At 65.5% G+C, this 17,499-nt stretch carries 18 protein-coding genes; 7 read left to right on the top strand and 11 right to left on the bottom strand.

Annotation, left to right across the window (positions count from 1 at the left end):
* The first annotated feature begins 153 nt into the window (after window positions 1-153).
* From ABWP89_RS14780 to fabI, 3 genes are read left to right on the top strand one after another with little or no spacing between them, the layout of a single operon-like run.
* On the top strand, window positions 154-1,086 hold the full coding sequence (locus tag ABWP89_RS14780; protein ID WP_353230227.1) for a DnaJ C-terminal domain-containing protein: 933 nt from the start codon (window positions 154-156) through the stop codon (window positions 1,084-1,086).
* A 3-nt stretch (window positions 1,087-1,089) separates the two neighbouring features.
* Window positions 1,090-2,109: a YihY/virulence factor BrkB family protein gene (locus ABWP89_RS14785; protein ID WP_353230229.1), complete on the top strand. Its 1,020-nt coding sequence runs from the start codon at window positions 1,090-1,092 to the stop codon at window positions 2,107-2,109.
* A gap of 36 nt (window positions 2,110-2,145) precedes the next feature.
* A complete protein-coding gene (fabI, locus tag ABWP89_RS14790; RefSeq protein WP_353230230.1) occupies window positions 2,146-2,949 on the top strand; it encodes an enoyl-ACP reductase FabI in 804 nt (267 codons plus the stop codon).
* A gap of 37 nt (window positions 2,950-2,986) precedes the next feature.
* On the opposite strand, the gene ABWP89_RS14795 is transcribed toward fabI, so the two are convergent.
* From ABWP89_RS14795 to ABWP89_RS14835, 9 genes are all read right to left on the bottom strand, one after another.
* Window positions 2,987-3,586, bottom strand: coding sequence for a hypothetical protein (locus ABWP89_RS14795; RefSeq protein ID WP_353230231.1), 600 nt, complete (start codon window positions 3,584-3,586; stop codon window positions 2,987-2,989).
* Between the two features lie 108 nt (window positions 3,587-3,694).
* On the bottom strand, window positions 3,695-4,186 hold the full coding sequence (locus ABWP89_RS14800; protein ID WP_353230249.1) for a demethoxyubiquinone hydroxylase family protein: 492 nt from the start codon (window positions 4,184-4,186) through the stop codon (window positions 3,695-3,697).
* A 36-nt stretch (window positions 4,187-4,222) separates the two neighbouring features.
* Window positions 4,223-4,708, bottom strand: coding sequence for a disulfide bond formation protein B (locus tag ABWP89_RS14805; RefSeq protein WP_353230232.1), 486 nt, complete (start codon window positions 4,706-4,708; stop codon window positions 4,223-4,225).
* Between the two features lie 13 nt (window positions 4,709-4,721).
* On the bottom strand, window positions 4,722-6,056 hold the full coding sequence (locus ABWP89_RS14810; protein WP_353230233.1) for a S41 family peptidase: 1,335 nt from the start codon (window positions 6,054-6,056) through the stop codon (window positions 4,722-4,724).
* Window positions 6,057-6,165: 109 nt separating this feature from the next.
* Window positions 6,166-7,374 carry a murein hydrolase activator EnvC family protein gene (locus tag ABWP89_RS14815; protein ID WP_353230235.1) on the bottom strand — a complete coding sequence of 403 codons (1,209 nt, stop codon included), beginning with the start codon at window positions 7,372-7,374 and terminating at the stop codon, window positions 6,166-6,168.
* Between the two features lie 31 nt (window positions 7,375-7,405).
* On the bottom strand, window positions 7,406-7,843 hold the full coding sequence (locus ABWP89_RS14820) for a 23S rRNA (pseudouridine(1915)-N(3))-methyltransferase RlmH (RefSeq protein ID WP_353230237.1): 438 nt from the start codon (window positions 7,841-7,843) through the stop codon (window positions 7,406-7,408).
* Between the two features lie 33 nt (window positions 7,844-7,876).
* The gene (gene rsfS / locus ABWP89_RS14825; RefSeq protein WP_502915300.1) at window positions 7,877-8,284 is read right to left on the bottom strand and encodes a ribosome silencing factor; all 408 of its coding nucleotides are present in this window, start codon (window positions 8,282-8,284) and stop codon (window positions 7,877-7,879) included.
* Window positions 8,285-8,399: 115 nt separating this feature from the next.
* Window positions 8,400-9,113: a nicotinate-nucleotide adenylyltransferase gene (locus tag ABWP89_RS14830; protein ID WP_353230252.1), complete on the bottom strand. Its 714-nt coding sequence runs from the start codon at window positions 9,111-9,113 to the stop codon at window positions 8,400-8,402.
* 34 nt (window positions 9,114-9,147) lie between these two features.
* Complete coding sequence (locus ABWP89_RS14835; protein ID WP_353230238.1) at window positions 9,148-10,449, bottom strand: glutamate-5-semialdehyde dehydrogenase; 1,302 nt, start codon at window positions 10,447-10,449, stop codon at window positions 9,148-9,150.
* A 470-nt stretch (window positions 10,450-10,919) separates the two neighbouring features.
* Between ABWP89_RS14835 and ABWP89_RS14840 the strand changes: the two genes are divergently transcribed.
* Entirely contained in the window at window positions 10,920-12,083 is a 1,164-nt protein-coding gene (locus ABWP89_RS14840) for a peptidoglycan DD-metalloendopeptidase family protein (RefSeq protein ID WP_353230253.1), read from the top strand.
* Window positions 12,076-12,438: a bactofilin family protein gene (locus ABWP89_RS14845; protein WP_353230239.1), complete on the top strand. Its 363-nt coding sequence runs from the start codon at window positions 12,076-12,078 to the stop codon at window positions 12,436-12,438. The genes ABWP89_RS14840 and ABWP89_RS14845 overlap by 8 nt, the downstream gene beginning before the upstream one ends.
* An 84-nt stretch (window positions 12,439-12,522) precedes the next feature.
* Here ABWP89_RS14845 and ABWP89_RS14850 read toward each other — a convergent pair whose 3' ends face one another.
* A complete protein-coding gene (locus ABWP89_RS14850; protein ID WP_353230241.1) occupies window positions 12,523-13,236 on the bottom strand; it encodes a DUF1013 domain-containing protein in 714 nt (237 codons plus the stop codon).
* A 120-nt stretch (window positions 13,237-13,356) separates the two neighbouring features.
* A complete protein-coding gene (locus tag ABWP89_RS14855) occupies window positions 13,357-14,337 on the bottom strand; it encodes an NAD(P)H-quinone oxidoreductase (protein WP_353230242.1) in 981 nt (326 codons plus the stop codon).
* Between the two features lie 150 nt (window positions 14,338-14,487).
* Between ABWP89_RS14855 and ABWP89_RS14860 the strand changes: the two genes are divergently transcribed.
* Both ABWP89_RS14860 and clpA read left to right on the top strand, forming a co-directional pair.
* Window positions 14,488-14,715: a DUF1192 family protein gene (locus ABWP89_RS14860; protein WP_353230243.1), complete on the top strand. Its 228-nt coding sequence runs from the start codon at window positions 14,488-14,490 to the stop codon at window positions 14,713-14,715.
* A gap of 265 nt (window positions 14,716-14,980) precedes the next feature.
* Window positions 14,981-17,335 (top strand): ATP-dependent Clp protease ATP-binding subunit ClpA, encoded by a 2,355-nt coding sequence (clpA, locus tag ABWP89_RS14865; protein WP_353230244.1) that lies wholly within the window; start codon window positions 14,981-14,983, stop codon window positions 17,333-17,335.
* Window positions 17,336-17,499 lie beyond the last annotated feature (164 nt).

Consider the following 17,499-nt stretch of genomic DNA (forward strand, 5'->3'; position numbering starts at 1 on the left):
TCCGGCGGTTGGCTTGGTGACTGGCCTTAGCGGTGGAATGGCATGGCGACCAGCCGGACTTGCGGGCGATCAAACCGGCCAATGCGCAGACTATTGCAAAGCAATGGCCCGGAAATCTTGCAGATAGCCGACCGGACGCCTACCTAACATGCCATGGTAGATCCTTATTCCATTCTTGGCGTCGATCGCAGCGCAAGCGAAAAGGATATCAAGGCCGCCTATCGCCGGCTGGCCAAGGAGTTGCACCCCGATCGCAACCAGGACAATCCCAAGGCGGCCGAACGGTTTGGCGAAATCACCGGCGCCTATGATCTGTTGTCGGACAAGGACAAGCGCGCGCAATTCGACCGTGGCGAAATCGACGGCGATGGCAACCCGGCTGCGCCGTTCGGGTTTGGCCGCGGTGGCGGTGGCGGCGGGCAGGGTGGTTTCCGCCACGACGGGTTCGAAGGCTTTGGCGGCGCGGGTGAGGGCGGTGGCCCTGACCTGGGCGACTTGTTCGAAGGGCTGTTTGGCGGGCGTGGTGGCGCCGGCGGCGGATTTGGCGGCCGGCGTGCGCCACCCCCGCGCGGGGCCAACACCGCCTATCGCCTGGTGGTGCCGTTCATCGATGCCGCCACGCGCGCACCACAGCGAATCACGCTGAAAGACGGCAAGACCATCGATCTGCGGTTGCCGGCCGGGGTTGAACACGGGTTGCAGATGCGCCTGCCCGGCAAGGGAGAGCCCGGCCCGGGCGGCACCGGCGACGCGCTGGTGACCATCGAAATCGCTGCCCACGCGTTTTTTGAACGCGACGGCGACAATATCCGCATCGATGTGCCGATCACGCTGGATGAAGCGGTCAACGGCGCCAAAATCAAGGTGCCCACCGTCGATGGCCCGGTCATGCTGACGGTCGCGGCGGGCACCAGCGCCGGCAAGACGCTGCGGCTGAAGGGCAAAGGCTTTTCGCGCAAGGACGGCGAACGCGGCGATCAGCTGGTAACGCTGGCGATTGATCTGCCGGTCGATGATGCCGATCTCAAAGCCCGGCTGGAAGGGTGGCACGACACCCGCAATCCGCGCAGCCGGCTGGGCATCTAGTCCATGGCGCGTGCGCACGGTCAGCCGGCGCGGCCACGCATTCTGAACGCGGTAGCATCCGAAACGCTGGTTCCCAGCCTGTCGCCAGAGGCGCGACGCCAGCGCGCGCTGGTGGCCCCTGACCGGTTCGATGGTGCGTGGTGGGGGCCACTTTCACCGATTCGTGCGGTGCGCGTGGTGCACCGGATGTGGGCCGGGGTGGTCAATGATGGCAGCATCCACGCCGGCAATTTCGCCTATATGATGCTGATATCGCTGTTTCCCTTTTTCATTACCGGGGCTGCGCTGGCGTCGCTGGCGGGCCGTGCCGGGTCAAGCGGGGCGGCGATGGCGACCGTGCTGGCGGCGCTGCCGCCCGATGTGGCCGGGGTGCTGGCGCCGGTCGCGCGCGGGGTGCTGGCGGCGCGCACCGGATCGCTGTTGTGGATTGGCGGCGCGGTCGGGCTGTGGACCGTCGGCAGCCTGGTCGAAACGATTCGCGATGTGTTGCGCCGCGCCTATGGCACCGAGGTTACCCGCGCCTATTGGCGGCGGCGGCTGGCATCGACCGGGCTGATCATCGCGTCGGTGGTGCTGATCCTGCTGTCGATTACCGCGCAGGTTGCCACCGGCGCCGCGCAGGAAACGCTGTTTGCGCTGGCGCCGCATCTGCACGGGTGGATCGCCGGGCTGGCGTTGACCCGGTTTGCCCCGACCCCGTTGCTGTATGGCGCGCTGTGGGTGCTGTTTGTGTCGTTAAGCCCGGCCGCCTATCAGGGGCGGCGCTATCCCAAATGGCCCGGCGCGCTGTTTGTGACGGCCTGGTGGCAGGCGATCACCTGGGCCCTGCCCAAACTGATGCGCCATCTTTTTACCTATGATCTGACCTATGGCAGCATGGCCGGAGTGATGATCGCGCTTTTCTTTTTCTGGCTGGTCGGCTTAGGACTGGTAACGGGTGCCGAACTCAATGCCGCGCTGGCCGAAACGCCAGAGGAACGCGACATTGCCAGCCAGGCCGACGGTCACGCCCGCAATGCGTGATCATGTGCAATTGACGATAACCGAACATGAGGGCGCATGACCGGATTGATGCAAGGTAAGCGCGGGCTGATCATGGGCCTCGCCAATGACAAATCGCTGGCCTGGGGCATTGCCAAACGGCTGCACGAAGCAGGCGCCGAGCTTGCCTTTGCCTATCAGGGAGAGGCGCTTGAAAAGCGCGTGCGCCCGCTGGCCGCCAGCCTGGGCAGCGATTTCCTGATTCCGTGCGATGTGTCGGACATGGCCGCGCTGGATGCCACATTCGCCACGCTGGCGGAACGCTGGCCAACGATCGATTTCATCGTCCATGCCATCGGCTATTCGGACAAGACCCAGTTGCGCGGCCATTTCTATGACACCACGCTCGACAATTTTCTGATGACCATGAACATTTCCGCCTACAGCCTGGTGGCGGTCACCGCGCGCGCGCTGCCGATGATGCCCGATGGCGGATCGATCCTGACGCTGACTTATTATGGCGCCGAAAAGGTCGTGCCGCATTACAACGTGATGGGCGTGGCCAAGGCCGCGCTGGAGGCGAGCGTGCGCTATCTGGCCAATGATTGTGGCCCGGTGGGTGTGCGTGTCAACGCCATTTCAGCCGGTCCGATCAAGACGCTGGCCGCCAGCGGGATCGGCGATTTCCGCTATATCCTCAAATGGAACGAGCTGAATTCACCGCTGCGGCGCAATGTCACGATCGAGGATGTTGGCGGCGCGGGGCTGTATTTCCTGTCCGACCTGGCATCGGGGGTGACCGGCGAAGTGCACCATGTCGATGGCGGCTATCACGTGGTCGGCATGAAACAGGAAGATGCGCCGGATATCGCGCTGGGTTGAAACCTGGCTATGCTGATGTGCAGCCAGGCTGCCCGCGTTACTGATGCGGGGCCGGTTCGGCATCGGCGGGCGGCGTGGCCAGCGATCCGGCTGGCGCAGTGCCCGGCGCGGCTTCGCTACCGGCGCGTTCGCGGGCCAATTTGGCATCATAGGCCTTTTCCAGCGATTCGACCCGCGCCTGATCGGCAGCGGCATCGGCGTCGACCGATTGCAGGCGCTTTTGCCGTTCGGCGTCGATCAGCTTGCCAAAATGCACATCGCTCGATTGCTTGCGTTCGGCATAGGCGGCGTTGATCAGCCGCATCATGCAACCGGTGGCGCCGGTGCCGCCCACCGGTGAACACGAATTGGTGCCCGCCGCGCCCACCGTTTCATAGGCCTTGACCCGCTGGGTCCACCCCTGGTTGCGGGCGTCGTTGGGGTTGTCACGCAGCACTTCGGGAATGCGGAACCGTTCGCCTTCGCCCTTGCGCGCGCAGACCGTGATCTGTTCGTCGGTCGATACCGGGCACGGGTCGTTGCCATAGACGATCAGCTGGTTGACCTTGTCACCGGCCGACTGCGCGAAAACCGGAGCCGGCGCGCCGATGGCGCAAAGCGATGCAGCTAGAATTGCGGTGGGGATCAGGCGCTTCATCACAGCAAACTCCGGCAGGGTACAACCAAGCATAGGCGGTTCCGGTGGTGAACGGTAGATGAAGTGTTGTCGTTGGCGTGCATCAAACCAGCGAAAAAATATGCATCTTCAAATCCGCGTCGACAGCCGGATTGCCGCGCGGCAGCCCAGGCGGATGGCGTGGAACAGCACCGGATAGGCCGGCGCGCGTTCGGCCCCGGCGGCAATGGCGGTGTCGCGGTGGGCGCGTTCGTCATCGCGGAATTCGCGGATGGTCTGGGACAATTCGGGGTCAGATTCGCCCAGTTCTTCCAGCTGCACGGTATAGTGCCGGTCGATTTCGGTCTCGATCGCGGCGGTGCAGGCCATCGCTGCCTCTGGCCCGATCAGTGCGGTGGCCGCGCCCAGCGCAAACCCGGCTGCCGACCACAGCGGGTGCAGCAGGGTCGGGCGAACGCCGCGTTCCACGATCATCGCGTCAAACCGTGCGCGGTGCGCGGCCTCTTGTTCGGCCATGTGGCTGATGTCGGCGGCATGCGGCGCGCGATCGCCCATCACCGCCAATTGCCCGGCATAGATCCGCGTGGCGCCGAATTCGCCCGCCTGATCGACCCGGATCATTGCATCGCGCTGCTGCTGGTTCACAACCTCAACCCTCTATCGCTTGCGCCGGTTCAGCCCGGCGATCAGCGCCGCCGCTGCCAGCGAGCCGATGCAGTTATACCCCGCCATGCTGATGCCGAACAGCGTCCACGCGGGCACGTCGCAACGGATCACCGGCGCGCTCAGGATCGCTTCGAGCGGATCGCCCGACAGATGCGTGGTTGAACAGGTCGTCAGCCCCTGCCACCAGTGGTATTCCACCCCGGCGTGAAATCCGCCGATCACCCCGCTGATCGCGATGCTCAGCGCGGCCAGAAATACCAGCCCGCGCATCGCCCGCGCATCCCCGACGACAAACGCCAGCAGCGCCGGCACCAGCGCGGCAATATGCGCATAGCGCTGCCACCAGCACATTTCGCACGGCGCCAGGCCATAGACAAATTGCGCCACCAGTGCGGTGGCCATCGCGCCGGCTGGAACCAGCAGTGCCAATGCGCGGGCCAGCCGGGGCGCAGCTGGTGACAGGTTGGTCGTGGTCATCGCAAAAAACGCCCTATCCGTGGCGGTGCGCGGCCAGCGCCGCCGGCGAGGTGCGGCCAATCGTCTGCACGGCATACCACAGCTGAAAATCGTCGATGCCCTTGGCCTTCAGTTCCTCGGGCGTCATCTTGAACCGCGAATCCGCCGCGGCATCCTTTTCCAGCTGCTTGTCATCCTTGATCTCGTTAATCAGGTGCCCGCGCAGGTCGCTTTCGCGATAGGACCGCGCCGCGCGCTTGCGCAGATCGGGATCGGAAATCTGCGGCACGGCGATATCGGGGGTGATCCCGCCCTCCTGCACCGAACGGCCCGACGGGGTGTAATAGCGCGCGGTGGTCAGTTTCAGCGCGGTATCCTTGGCCAGCGGGATCAGCGTCTGCACGCTGCCCTTGCCAAAACTGCGCTGCCCCATGATCAGCGCGCGATGCTGGTCCTGCAATGCGCCGGCCACGATTTCCGAGGCAGAGGCCGACCCTTCGTCAACCAGCACGATCATCGGCAACCCGCGGGCAATGTCGCCCGGGGTGGCGTTATAGGATTTGGTATCGCGCGCATACCGGCCGCGCTGCGAGACAATCTGGCCTTTTTCCAGAAACAGGTCGGACAGCGCCACCGCCTCATCCAGCAATCCGCCGGGATCGCCGCGCAGATCGAGCACCAGCCCGGCCGGATGCCCGCCGGTCTGCTTGATGATACTGGCCCAATTCTGGTTGACCTGGGTCGCCACGTTGGCGCTGAAACTGGATACCGAAATCACCCCGACGCCGTTCACCACTTTTCCGTCAACCGGTTGCAGCACGATGACCTGGCGGGTGATCGACACCTCGATCGGATCATCCCGGCCAGGGCGGAACAGCGTCAGGCGGATCGACGTGCCGGCGGGGCCGCGCATCTGGTCAACCGCATCGTCCAGCGAGCCGCCATAGATCAGCTTGCCATCCAGATGCGTGATGAAATCGCCGGCCTTCACCCCGGCCTTGTCCGCCGGGCTGCCCTTGGTCGGGGCGATCACCTTGACCGCGCCATCGTCCAGCGACACGCTCAGCCCCAGCCCGCCATATGATCCCTCGGTCTGGGTGCGCAGATTGGTGAAATCGCGCGCATCCAGATAGGAACTGTGCGGATCGAGCGAGGCCAGCATGCCGTTGATCGCGCCCTTGATCAGCTTGTCATCATCAACCGGGTCCACATAGTCCTGCTTGACCCGTTCATAGACCGCCATCAATTTGCCGAATTCGGGGCCCGATCGCGCGTCGATCGCGGCCAGGCCGGCGGTGGCCAGCGGCACCAATGCCACCGTACCGGCAAGGGCCGTGGCACGAACAAACAGAACAAGGCGCTTTGACATCAGAGTCTTTCGTTCAATCGGTCGCGGCCAAAGTGCGCGTTAGAGATTGCATGTAAACCCGCTGCCCGGCGAATACCAGACAGGCGTTGGGGCACCGGGCGCAGCGCGATCACGGGTGCAAAAATTCCATCGGGTTGACCGGCGTGCCATCCTTGCGCAGTTCCACCAGCACTTGCGGACGGGCGGGGTCGGCCACGCCCAGCGGCGCGCCCTGCACCAGCACCTCGCCCACTGTCACGTCCAGCCGGCCCAGCCCGGTGACCAGCGTCGACCAGCCGCCATCATGCGCGATGATCACGATCCGGCCATAGCCGCGATAGGGCCCGGCAAAGGCGATCCGGCCCGGTGCGGGCGCCACCACTTGCGCGCCGGGTGACGGCGCCAGCACCACGCCGCGTTGGGGGCCGGCGCTGGTCGCCTCTCCAAACCCGCTCAGCAACCGCCCGGTTACCGGCAGGATCCCGGCGAAACGCGCCAGTGGCGGCCCGGCGCTGGCCGGCGCGGTCAGCGTCAGGCGCGCCGATGCGGACGGTGCGGTACCCAGATTGTCAGGCCGGGCAATTGGCCCCGGCAATGATGCCAGCCGTCCCGCCAGCGTATCATCCGCCTCCAGCCGCGATACCAGCGTGCCCAGATCGCGCGTCTGTTCGGCCAATGCCAGCACGCGATCGGATTCGCGGCTGGCATTGCCGGCCGCCGCGCGTGACGCAATGCGTTGGCGGCTTTCCATCGCCACCAGATCGCGCTGGCGCGCGTTCAGGTCCTGCTGGCCCTGCGCCAGCGCGGTCGCCTGCGCGGCGGCTTCGTCCTGCAGATGCCGGCCGCGGGCGATTTCGGCACGCAGGCTGGCGGTGCGCTGCGCCACTTCGGGCAGCATGGTTTCCAGCGTGGCGCGCAGCCATACCGTTTCGCGCAAGGCGCGGGCGCGCATCAGGCTGAACGCCAGCGGCCGCCGCGCCATCATCTGCAGCGCCGCGGTCAACCGCACCAGTGGCTGTTCGCGCCGGGCAATGCGATCGCGCAGATCCTGCCGTTCGCGCTCGATCACGCCAATGCGCACGCGGGCGAGGCCGATTTCCGCCTCTGCCTGCTGAATTTTGGCGGCGGTGGCAGCGGCGTCGCGCGCGGTGCGGTCGGCGGCCACGGTCGCGGCGGCGGCTTCGCGGTCCAGCCGTTCGGCGCGCGCGCGCGCATCGGTCAGCGCGCGGGTCGCCTCACCCAATGCGGCGCCCGCCTCACCCCGGCTGGCATAGGATGCATCAAGCGCGCGCGCACCGCCGGCCATGAGCATCAGCGCCAGGCAAAGCGCGGCGCGCAACCGTTGCCATGAGCATGGCGGCACCACGGCGCTAACCCTCACGGTGATAAGGGTGGCCGGACAGGATGCTGGCGGCGCGCCACAGCTGTTCGGCCAGCATCGCGCGCGCCAGCATATGCGGCCAGGTCATCGCCCCGAACCCGAGCAGCAGATCGGCGCTATCACGCAGCGCGGCATCGTGGCCGTCCGCCGCGCCGATCCAGAACCGTACTTCGCGCACGCCGTCGTCGCGCCAGCGTTCCAGCACCTGGGCCAGCGCGGATGATGCCAGCACACGCCCGCGTTCATCCAGCACGACATTGCGCAATCCGCCAGGCGGCACCGGCGGCGGCGTGCCGCCGCGATCGGGCAGCTCGGTCAGCCGCAGCGGACCGATCGACCCGGTTTCCAGCCGGCGGGCATAGCGATCGACCAGCTCCGCCTCTGGCGAACGGCCGATCTTGCCGCGGGCGATGACGTGCAATTGCATGACCGGGTTCTGGTGACAGAATATCCGAAGCGGTCAGGCGGCGCCCTGGTCGCCGAAACCCCACATCCGTTCCAGGTTGTAGAACGAGCGGACTTCGGGGCGGAACAGGTGCACGACCACGTCGCCGGTATCGATCAGCACCCAATCGGCCGCGGGCAAACCTTCGATTCGCGAATGGCCATAACCACCGTGTTTTACGCGTTCGGCCAGCTTTTGCGCCATCGTCGCCACCTGCCGGGTCGACCGGCCGGACGCGATCACCATGTAATCGGCGATGCTGCTTTTGCCTTCAAGCGGGATCGACACGATGTCCTGCGCCTGATCATCGTCAAGCGATTGCATGACCAGATCGTGCAGCGTGGCGGGCGCGGGGCGGGCAACCGGGGTGGCAGTGCCGGGGGCGGGGCTGGCGGATGCCAGAATGGGTTCAACAGCGGTCATGGAAGGACATTGGTCTCCGTGGTCAGGGGGGTGTTTATATATCTGATAAAAAACAAAAAAGTTCGGTCGCCAGCGCATCCGCACGATGGTGGATGGTCATGGCGACCCGGCGGGATCAGGACCGGCCACCAGGATTGCGGGGCCGGGTGCGCGCTGCGGCAGGAACCGTCCCGTCGCGCCCCATCTCATAAAGCACGGGGCGGTGGGTCAGCATATCGCGCATGGGGCGGGTGGGTGTGCGGCGAAACCATTCCGGGTCGGCGGCGCGGATGGCCGTGGCCGACATCGGATCAGGATCGAATCGCAGATGGATCAGCGCCGGGGCGCTCCGCTTTGCGCCAAGGGTTTTCTGTCCGGTCCGCCGACGCCAGCGGTACAGCCAGGCCATGGCGGGGCTCGTCATGGCCGAAACGCTATACCCCGGACGGGCGATAACCGCAATCGGCATCAACCGCGCGATCGTGCGCCAGTCGCGCCAGCGGTGAAACTGCGCCAGATTGTCCGCCCCCATCAGCCAGACAAAGCGAAACCGCGGATAGCGCCGCTGCAACCGCGCCAGCGTATCGGCGGTATAGCGCGTGCCCAGTTCCAGTTCGATCGTGGTGACCCGGATCGGCAATCCCCGCGCGGCACGGGTGGCCGAGGCATAGCGTGCGGCCAGCGCGGCCATGCCTGCCGCCGGTTTCAGCACATTTCCCGGTGACACCAGCCACCACACTTCGTTCAGCCCCAGCGCGGCCAGCGCATGGCGGCTGATGCGGCGGTGCGCGCCATGCGCCGGGTTGAAACTGCCCCCCAGCAGCCCGATCGTCTTGCCACCCGCTTTCAGCACAGGATGCGGTTCCAGAACCGGATTCCCCTGGTCAGGGACGCGTCTGGCCAGTGCCGCGCACCAGCCATTTGTAGGTGGTCAGGCCTTCGACCGCGACCGGACCGCGTGCGTGCAACCGCCCGGTGGCAATGCCGATTTCCGCGCCCAGCCCGAATTCGCCGCCATCGGCAAACTGGCTGGATGCGTTGTGCATCACGATCGCGCTGTCGACTTCGTGCAGAAACCGTTCGGCCACCGCGGCATCGTCGGCCACGATCGCATCGGTATGCGCCGACCCGTGCGCGGCAATATGCGCCAGCGCGGCATCGATCCCGTCGACCACCCGCACGCTGACGATGGCATCCAGATATTCGGTATCCCAGTCGGCATCGGTGGCGGGGCGGATGCGCGGGTCGATCGCCTGCGCGCGCGGATCGCCGCGCACTTCGCAACCGTCATCCAGCAGGCCTTCGACCAGCCCGTGCGGATCGGGATAGCACGCGTCGATCAACAGCGTTTCCATCGCGCCGCAAATGCCGGTGCGGCGCATCTTGGCATTGTGGACGATCGCGCGGGCCATGTCGGGCCGGGCCGAACGGTCGACATAAGTGTGGTTGTTGCCATCCAGATGCGCCAGCACCGGCACGCGCGCGTCGGCCTGCACCCGCGCCACCAGGTTTTTGCCGCCGCGCGGAACGATCATGTCGATCAATCCCGCCGCGCCCAGCATCGCGCCGACCGCATCGCGGTCCTGCGTCGGCAGCAATTGCACTGCCGCTGCGGGCACACCGCCGGCGACCAGCCCGGCCACCAGCGCGGCATGGATCGCCCGGTTGGAATGGACCGCTTCGCTGCCGCCGCGCAACAGCACGGCATTGCCCGCGCGCACGCACAATGCCGCTGCATCGGCGGTCACGTTGGGGCGGCTTTCATAAATGATGCCGATCACCCCGATCGCGATGCGCACGCGTTCCAGCACCATGCCATTGGGCCGCACGCTGCGGTCGATGACCAGGCCGGTCGGATCGGGCAGGGCTGCCACATCGGCCACCGCCGCCGCGATTCCCGCAATCCGCGCGGGATCAAGCCGCAGCCGGTCAAGCATGGCCGGCGACAAACCGGCGGCCTGCCCCGCCGCGATATCGACGGCATTGGCGGCCAGCACGGTTGGACCTGCACCACGCAGCGCAGTGGCCGCCAGTATCAGCGCGTGCTGTTTATCCGCCGCCGACATTCGCGCCAGCACGGCCTGCGCCGCGCGCGCATCACGCGCCAGGCGGTGGACCAGTTCGGTCGCGGTTTCAGGCGCGGTTTCGGCCGCAGGATTGGCCGGGATGGCAAGCGTCGTGGTCATGGCGCGGGCCATATCACGCGGCCGCCACACTGTCACCAGACTGCCCCCGCGCCGCGCCCCCGCCTTTGCCCCCGCCCCCGAGTCGCGGCCAGATTGCCGGTGCCCCGCGCGCCGCACCGGGGGCATGGTTGGTCAACAGGGTTACCGTGGAAACCGTTTGCCGTTCACACAGAACGCCCTGTCGATTCCACCCCGTGCTGCTAGTGCCCCCCGGCCACGCCGCGCCTAAGCGCGATGCGGGTCTGTGCCGTGACGGATTAGCTGGTTGAAAGCCGGCGCCAGGCACAACAATCAAACCGGATAACCAAACCGGACAGCGGGGCTCGCCAAAAGCGGGATTAGGGGTCGCCAGTTTGCCAGGTCGCATTGATAGCACCAGACCGATCAGCACGGGTCGGCCCGATCGGCGCGCGCGTGCGCCGTGGTGGACGGTCGCGCAGGCGAATGGTGCGCGCGTGCTGACCGCACTGATCCCGGCGTCGCTGCGCGATCGCATCGCTGCCAGCCTGGTTCGCTGGTTTCCGAGCCGCGAATTTTTCATGCGCAGCGAAGGCCATGTCCGCTTCCTGCGCATTTCCACCCGCCTGCAGGCCAGCATTGCCGCCGGTTGCGCCGCATTGGTGGTGCTGTGGGTCGGAGTGCTGGGGTGGGCCTTGGTCGGCCAGATCGTGGCCGGCGCCAATCGCCAGTCGCTGCTGGACCGCGAGGCGGCCGTCGCCACTGCCCAGGACCGGGTCGCGCGCTATCACGCCAATCTGGATGCCGTGGCCGGCGATCTGAAACGGCGGCAGGATTTTCTGGAAAAGGCGGTGCAGGGCGTGATCGGCCCGATGCCGGCAACGCTGCCCAAGGGCACCGTCAGCGACAGCACCGGTGAAACCGCGCGCACCGTGCGCAAGATTTCAGCGGCCATGCCGCAGGCCGCCGGGTTGGCGCGGATAGAGGCGCGCCAAATCGCGTTTACCGAACGATTGACCCGGTTTGCCGATGATCGCGCGCAGGCCGCCAGCGGCGCATTTCGCAAAGTCGGGCTGAACCCGCAAACCGTGATGGCCGACGATGCGCGGGCGCAGGGTGGCCCGCTGATCCGGCTGACCAGCGGCGCCAGTGGCCCGCTCGATCCGCGCTTTGTGCGGCTGGCCGCCAGCCTGGGCCGGATGAGCGCGCTGAACACCGGCCTCGCGCATATCCCCAACACCATGCCCGCCAGTTTTGACTATATCTCGTCCAGCTTTGGCGTGCGCAGCGACCCGATCGAGGGCGGTGCCGCATTCCACCCGGGGCTGGATTTCAAGGGACCAAAGGGTGCGCCGATCTTCGCCGCCGCTGCCGGCACGGTCAGCTTTGCCGGACAGCGGCAGGGCTATGGCAATTGCGTGGAAATCAGCCACGGTCAGGGCCTGGTCACCCGCTATGCGCATATGTCGCGGATCATCGCGCACATGGGCCAGGCGGTGACACCCGGCACGCCGATCGGTGCGATCGGCAGCACGGGGCGGTCAACCGGGCCGCATCTGCATTTCGAAGTGCGGGTCAATGACCGACCGGTCAATCCCCGCCCGTTTCTAGAGGCCGCGTTGCCGCATGTTTTCCAGGAAGTCCCCGCCAACATCGGCCCCGCCACCCATGGCTAGCCGCGGCAACGAGCCCAGCTTTTCGGTGCTGGGCGCCGATCTGGTGCTGCGCGGCAGCCTGACGGCAGAGGCCGATCTGCACATCGATGGCACGATCGAGGGCGATGTGGTGTGCAAATCCCTGGTCCAGGGCGAAGGCAGCACGATCACCGGATCGATCAGCGCGCAGGTTGCCCGGCTGGCCGGCACGGTCGTGGGCCCGGTCGAGGCTGCGCAGGTGATCATCCTGCGCACCGCCACCGTGCGCGGCGATGTCCGCTATGACGCGTTGACCATCGAACAGGGCGCGCATGTGGAGGGCCACTTTGCCCGCCGCGATGGGGCGGGCAGCCCGGGGCTGGCGCTACTGGGCTAAACCGGGCACGGCCGATCCAACCAAAAAAAGGGGCGATCCGGCATCCCGGATCGCCCCTTTTTTGTTAGGCAAGGCAAACGCCAATCAGCTGTCCGATGTGCCCTCGGCGCGGCGCTGGGCGAGCCAGGCGGCGGCTTCGGCCTCTTGCACGGCGGCGCTGTTGATGCGGGTCAGCGCGTCGCGTTCGGCGCGCAGTTCTTCGATCAGGGCGTCGCGGTCGCTGCCCAGGCGGGTGTTGCTCGCTTCGGCGTCTTCGACCATTTCGGCGCCGGTACGCTTGGCCGCCTTGGCCACCAGCGCATCCAGTTCACGCTGTGAACACAGCCCCAGCGTTACCGGGTCCTTTGGATTGATGTTGGAAATGTTCCAGTGGCTGCGATCGCGAATCGCGGCGATGGTGTTGCGCGTGGTGCCGATCAGCTTGCCAATCTGCGCATCCGAAATTTCCGAATGGTGGCGCAGGATCCAGGCGATGCCGTCGGGCTTGTCCTGCCGCTTTGACACGGGGGTATAACGCGGGCCCTTGGTGCGGCTGATCGCCAGCGGCGCCTTTTGCATTTTCAGGCGGTATTCCGGGTTGGCCTGGCCGCGGTCGATTTCCGGCTGGCTCAGCTCGCCCGAATGGACCGGATCGCGCCCGGTATACTTGGCCCCGGCCAGATCGTCGGCCATCGCCTGCACTTCAAGAATGTGCAGGCCACAGAATTCCGAAATCTGCTCGAAAGTCAGCGCGGTGTTGTCGACCAGCCACGACGCGGTCGCGTGCGGCATCAACGGATACGTGGGCTGCTGGCTCACGAAAACCTCTTCATCTATAAGGCGGATATAACAAAGGCCGCCCTTACCGGACGGCCACGCATGGCGCGATGTAGGCCAGCCATCGCCAAACGGCAAGCCCAAACCGGCCTTTCCCGCCGATCAGCCGATATCCAGCACAATCTTGCCGACGTGGCTGCCCTGTTCCATCCGGGTGTGCGCGGCGGCGGCGTCGTGCAGGGGAAAGCTGACATCCATCACCGGGCGCAACTGGCCATCGGCCACCAGCGGCCAGACGGTTTCGTGAATTTCGTGCGCCAGCAGCGCCTTGAACGTGTTGGTGCGCGCACGCAGCGTCGATCCGGTCAGCGTGAGCCGGCGCATCATCACTTCGGCCATGTTGATTTCGGCGCGCAGGCCACCCTGCACCGCGATCGTCACATGCCGTCCATCAACGCCAAGGCATTTCAGATTGCGCGGCACATAATCGCCCGCCACCATATCGAGCACCACTTCCACCCCGCGCCCGCCGGTGATCCGGGCCACTTCAGCGACAAAATCGGCCGTCTTGTAATCAATCGCGTGATCCGCGCCCAGTTCCAGCGCGCGCGCGCATTTGTCCGCGCTGCCACAGGTGACGATGCTGGTCAGGCCGAACAGCCGCGCCAGCGCCACCGCCATGGTGCCGATGCCGCTGGTGCCGCCATGGATCAGGATCACTTCGCCATCGCAGGCATAGGCGCGTTCAAACACGTTGTGCCACACCGTAAACAGCGTTTCGGGCATGGCCGCCGCCTGTGCCAGCGACAATCCGTCGGGCACCGGCAGGCAATGATCGGCCTGCGCCAGGCAATATTCGGCATAGCCGCCGCCGTTCACCAGCGCGGTGACCGCTGCGCCACGCATCGCGTCCCCCACATCATCACCGCACGCCACGATATGGCCAGCCACCTCCAGCCCCGGGATTGGTGATGCGCCGGGCGGCGGTGGATAAAAGCCCTGCCGCTGCACCACATCGGGCCGGTTGACCCCGGCGTGCGCCACGCGAATCAGCACCTGGCCCGGTCCCGGTGCCGGCACATCCATGGTGATCGGGCGCAGCACATCAGGCCCGCCCGGCGTCGCAATCGCGATTGCCGTCATGGTGTCCGGCACGCGCCCGGAGATTGCGTCAGGTACTGGGCTGAAATTCGATGACATGCGTGGTTTCCCCCCCGGTCGGGAATCCTTTGCGGCGTCCTAGCCACAGGACCGGTTGACAGCAAGAACGAACGCGCCACACTGCACACTGCAATGGATATTGATGACCGCCCGCGCCCCACCGGGGATCTGGCCAGCCGACTGGCGACGGAGGTGCTCGACCATCTTTCGGTCGATGAACTGGGTCAGCGCATTTGCCTGCTGGAGGCAGAGATTGCGCGCACCGCCAGCCACCGCGATCGCGCGACCGCGCACCGGGCGGCCGCCGATGCGCTGTTCGGCCGCCCGGCCAGTGCCCCGCCCGCGGAATCGCAGGCATGATCGCGCCCGCCCTTTTCATGACCGGGCGGCATCACCATATCGCGTTCTACAACATGTTTTGCAGTTTCCCTTGCCTGCCCGAACGCCTCCTTGCCCGAATGCCGCCTTGTCTGGTCGCATCCGGTTCATGCACATCCCCCGCACCACGTGGTTTAGCCATGGTTAATCGCCGGCCCCTAAACCAGACTGTGCATCCGTCCCCTTGCGGGATTTCCCCCCGGCACCCGGCCCTTGCGGCCGGTCTGCCCGTCTGAAGAGCGCGCCCATGCCCAGTTTTGCCCAGAGCCTTGAAAAGACGCTTCACGCTGCGCTCGCCAATGCTTCGGAGCGCAGCCACGAATATGCCACGCTGGAACATCTGTTGCTGGCGTTGATCGATGATCCGGATGCTTCGCAGGTGATGCAGGCCTGTGGCGTGGACCTGGGTGATCTGGGCGATGTCGTGCGCCAGTACCTCGACCAGGAATATCAATCGCTGAAAACGCAGGAAAAGGCGGACCCGCAGCCAACCGCCGGGTTCCAGCGCGTGATCCAGCGCGCCATCCTGCATGTGCAATCATCGGGCAAGGACACCGTGACCGGCGCCAACGTGCTGGTCGCGCTGTTTTCCGAACGCGATTCCTATGCGGTCTATTTCCTGCAGCAGCAGGATATGAGCCGGCTCGACGCCGTCAGCTATATCAGCCACGGCATCGGCAAGGGCGGGCGCCAGTCCGACGGCCGCACGCCCAAGGGCGCCGAGGAAGAATCCCCCAAGCAGGAGGAAAAGGCCGAGGCCAAGCCCAACAAAAAGGACAGCGCGCTCGACCAGTTCTGCGTCAACCTCAATGAAAAGGCACTGCTGGGCAAAGTCGATCCGCTGATCGGTCGCGGGCCAGAGGTCGATCGCACGATCCAGATCCTGTGCCGCCGGTCAAAGAACAATCCGCTGTACGTGGGTGACCCGGGCGTGGGCAAAACCGCCATCGCCGAAGGTCTGGCGCGCAAGATCGTCGAAGGCGATGTTCCCGAAGTGCTGCTGCCGGCGGTGATCTATTCGCTCGACATGGGTAGTCTGCTGGCCGGCACGCGCTATCGCGGCGATTTTGAAGAGCGGCTGAAACAGGTGGTCAGCGAGCTGGAAAAGATGCCGCATGCGATCCTGTTCATCGATGAAATCCACACCGTGATTGGCGCCGGCGCCACCAGTGGCGGGGCGATGGATGCATCCAACCTGCTGAAACCCGCGCTGTCGGGCGGCACTATCCGTTGCATCGGATCGACCACCTACAAGGAATTCCGCAACCATTTCGAAAAGGACCGCGCCCTGCTGCGCCGGTTCCAGAAAATCGATGTGAATGAGCCCAGCGTTGAGGATACCATCAAGATCCTCAAAGGCCTGCGCACCGCGTTTGAGGAACACCACAAGGTCAAATACACGCCAGAGGCGATCAAGAGCGCGGTCGAACTGTCCGCGCGCTATATCAACGACCGCAAATTGCCCGACAAGGCGATCGACGTGATCGACGAAGTCGGCGCGATGCAGATGCTGGTGCCGCCATCAAAGCGCAAGAAAACCATCACCGCGCGCGAGATCGAACAGGTGATCGCGACGATGGCGCGCATCCCGCCCAAATCGGTCAGTTCCGATGACAAGCAGGTGTTGCAACACCTCGACCGCGATCTGAAACGGCTGGTGTTCGGGCAGGACAAGGCGATCGAAGTGCTGGCCAGCGCGATGAAGCTCAGCCGCGCCGGCCTGCGCGATCCCGACAAGCCGATCGGTTCATTCCTGTTTTCCGGCCCGACCGGCGTGGGCAAGACCGAAGTCGCGCGCAGCCTGGCCCAGATCATGGGCATCCCGCTGCAACGCTTTGACATGTCCGAATATATGGAACGCCATTCGATCAGCCGGCTGATCGGTGCGCCCCCGGGCTATGTCGGGTTTGACCAGGGCGGCCTGCTGACCGATGCCATCGATCAGCAACCGCATTGCGTGCTGCTGCTCGATGAAATCGAAAAGGCGCATCCCGACCTGTTCAACATCCTGTTGCAGGTGATGGACAACGGCCGCCTGACCGATCACCACGGCAAAACGGTCGATTTCCGTAATGTCGTGCTGGTCATGACCACCAACGCCGGCGCATCCGACATGACCCGCCAGGGCATCGGATTCGGCGACGTGTCAAAGGCCGACGCCGGCGACGAAGCGGTCAAACGGATGTTCACCCCCGAATTCCGCAACCGCCTCGATGCCATCGTCCCCTTTGGCTACCTGCCGCCCGAAGTGGTCAGCCGCGTGGTCGACAAGTTCATCCTGCAACTGGAACTGCAACTGGCCGACCAGAACGTCCACATCCAGTTCGATACGGATGCGCGCGCCTGGCTGGCCAAACAGGGCTATGACAAACTGTATGGCGCCCGCCCGATGGCGCGCGTCATTCAGGACAAGGTGAAAAAGCCGCTGGCCGAAGAACTGCTGTTCGGCAAACTGGCCAACGGCGGCGAAGTCCACGTCAACCTGAAAGACGACGCGCTGTCGTTCGAACTGACCCCCGCCGCGCCCAAACTGGTCAAGAAAAAGGCCCGCAAAGGCAAAGCTGACAGCGCCACGCCGGAACCGAAGACCGACGAGGCGTAAGGTCACCCAAACACGAGCGCCCTCTCCGGCCGGAGAGGGCGCTTTTTTCGTTTTTGGCGGGCCTCTTGTGGGCAAGGGCCATCCCCCATAGGCGCTAACATAAGAATTTCGTCGCCCTGGGCTTGACTGTACAGACCGGCAAGATGGTGGACGGTTGTACGGGG

It is taken from the genome of Novosphingobium sp., assembly GCF_040398825.1.
Lineage (GTDB): Bacteria > Pseudomonadota > Alphaproteobacteria > Sphingomonadales > Sphingomonadaceae > Novosphingobium.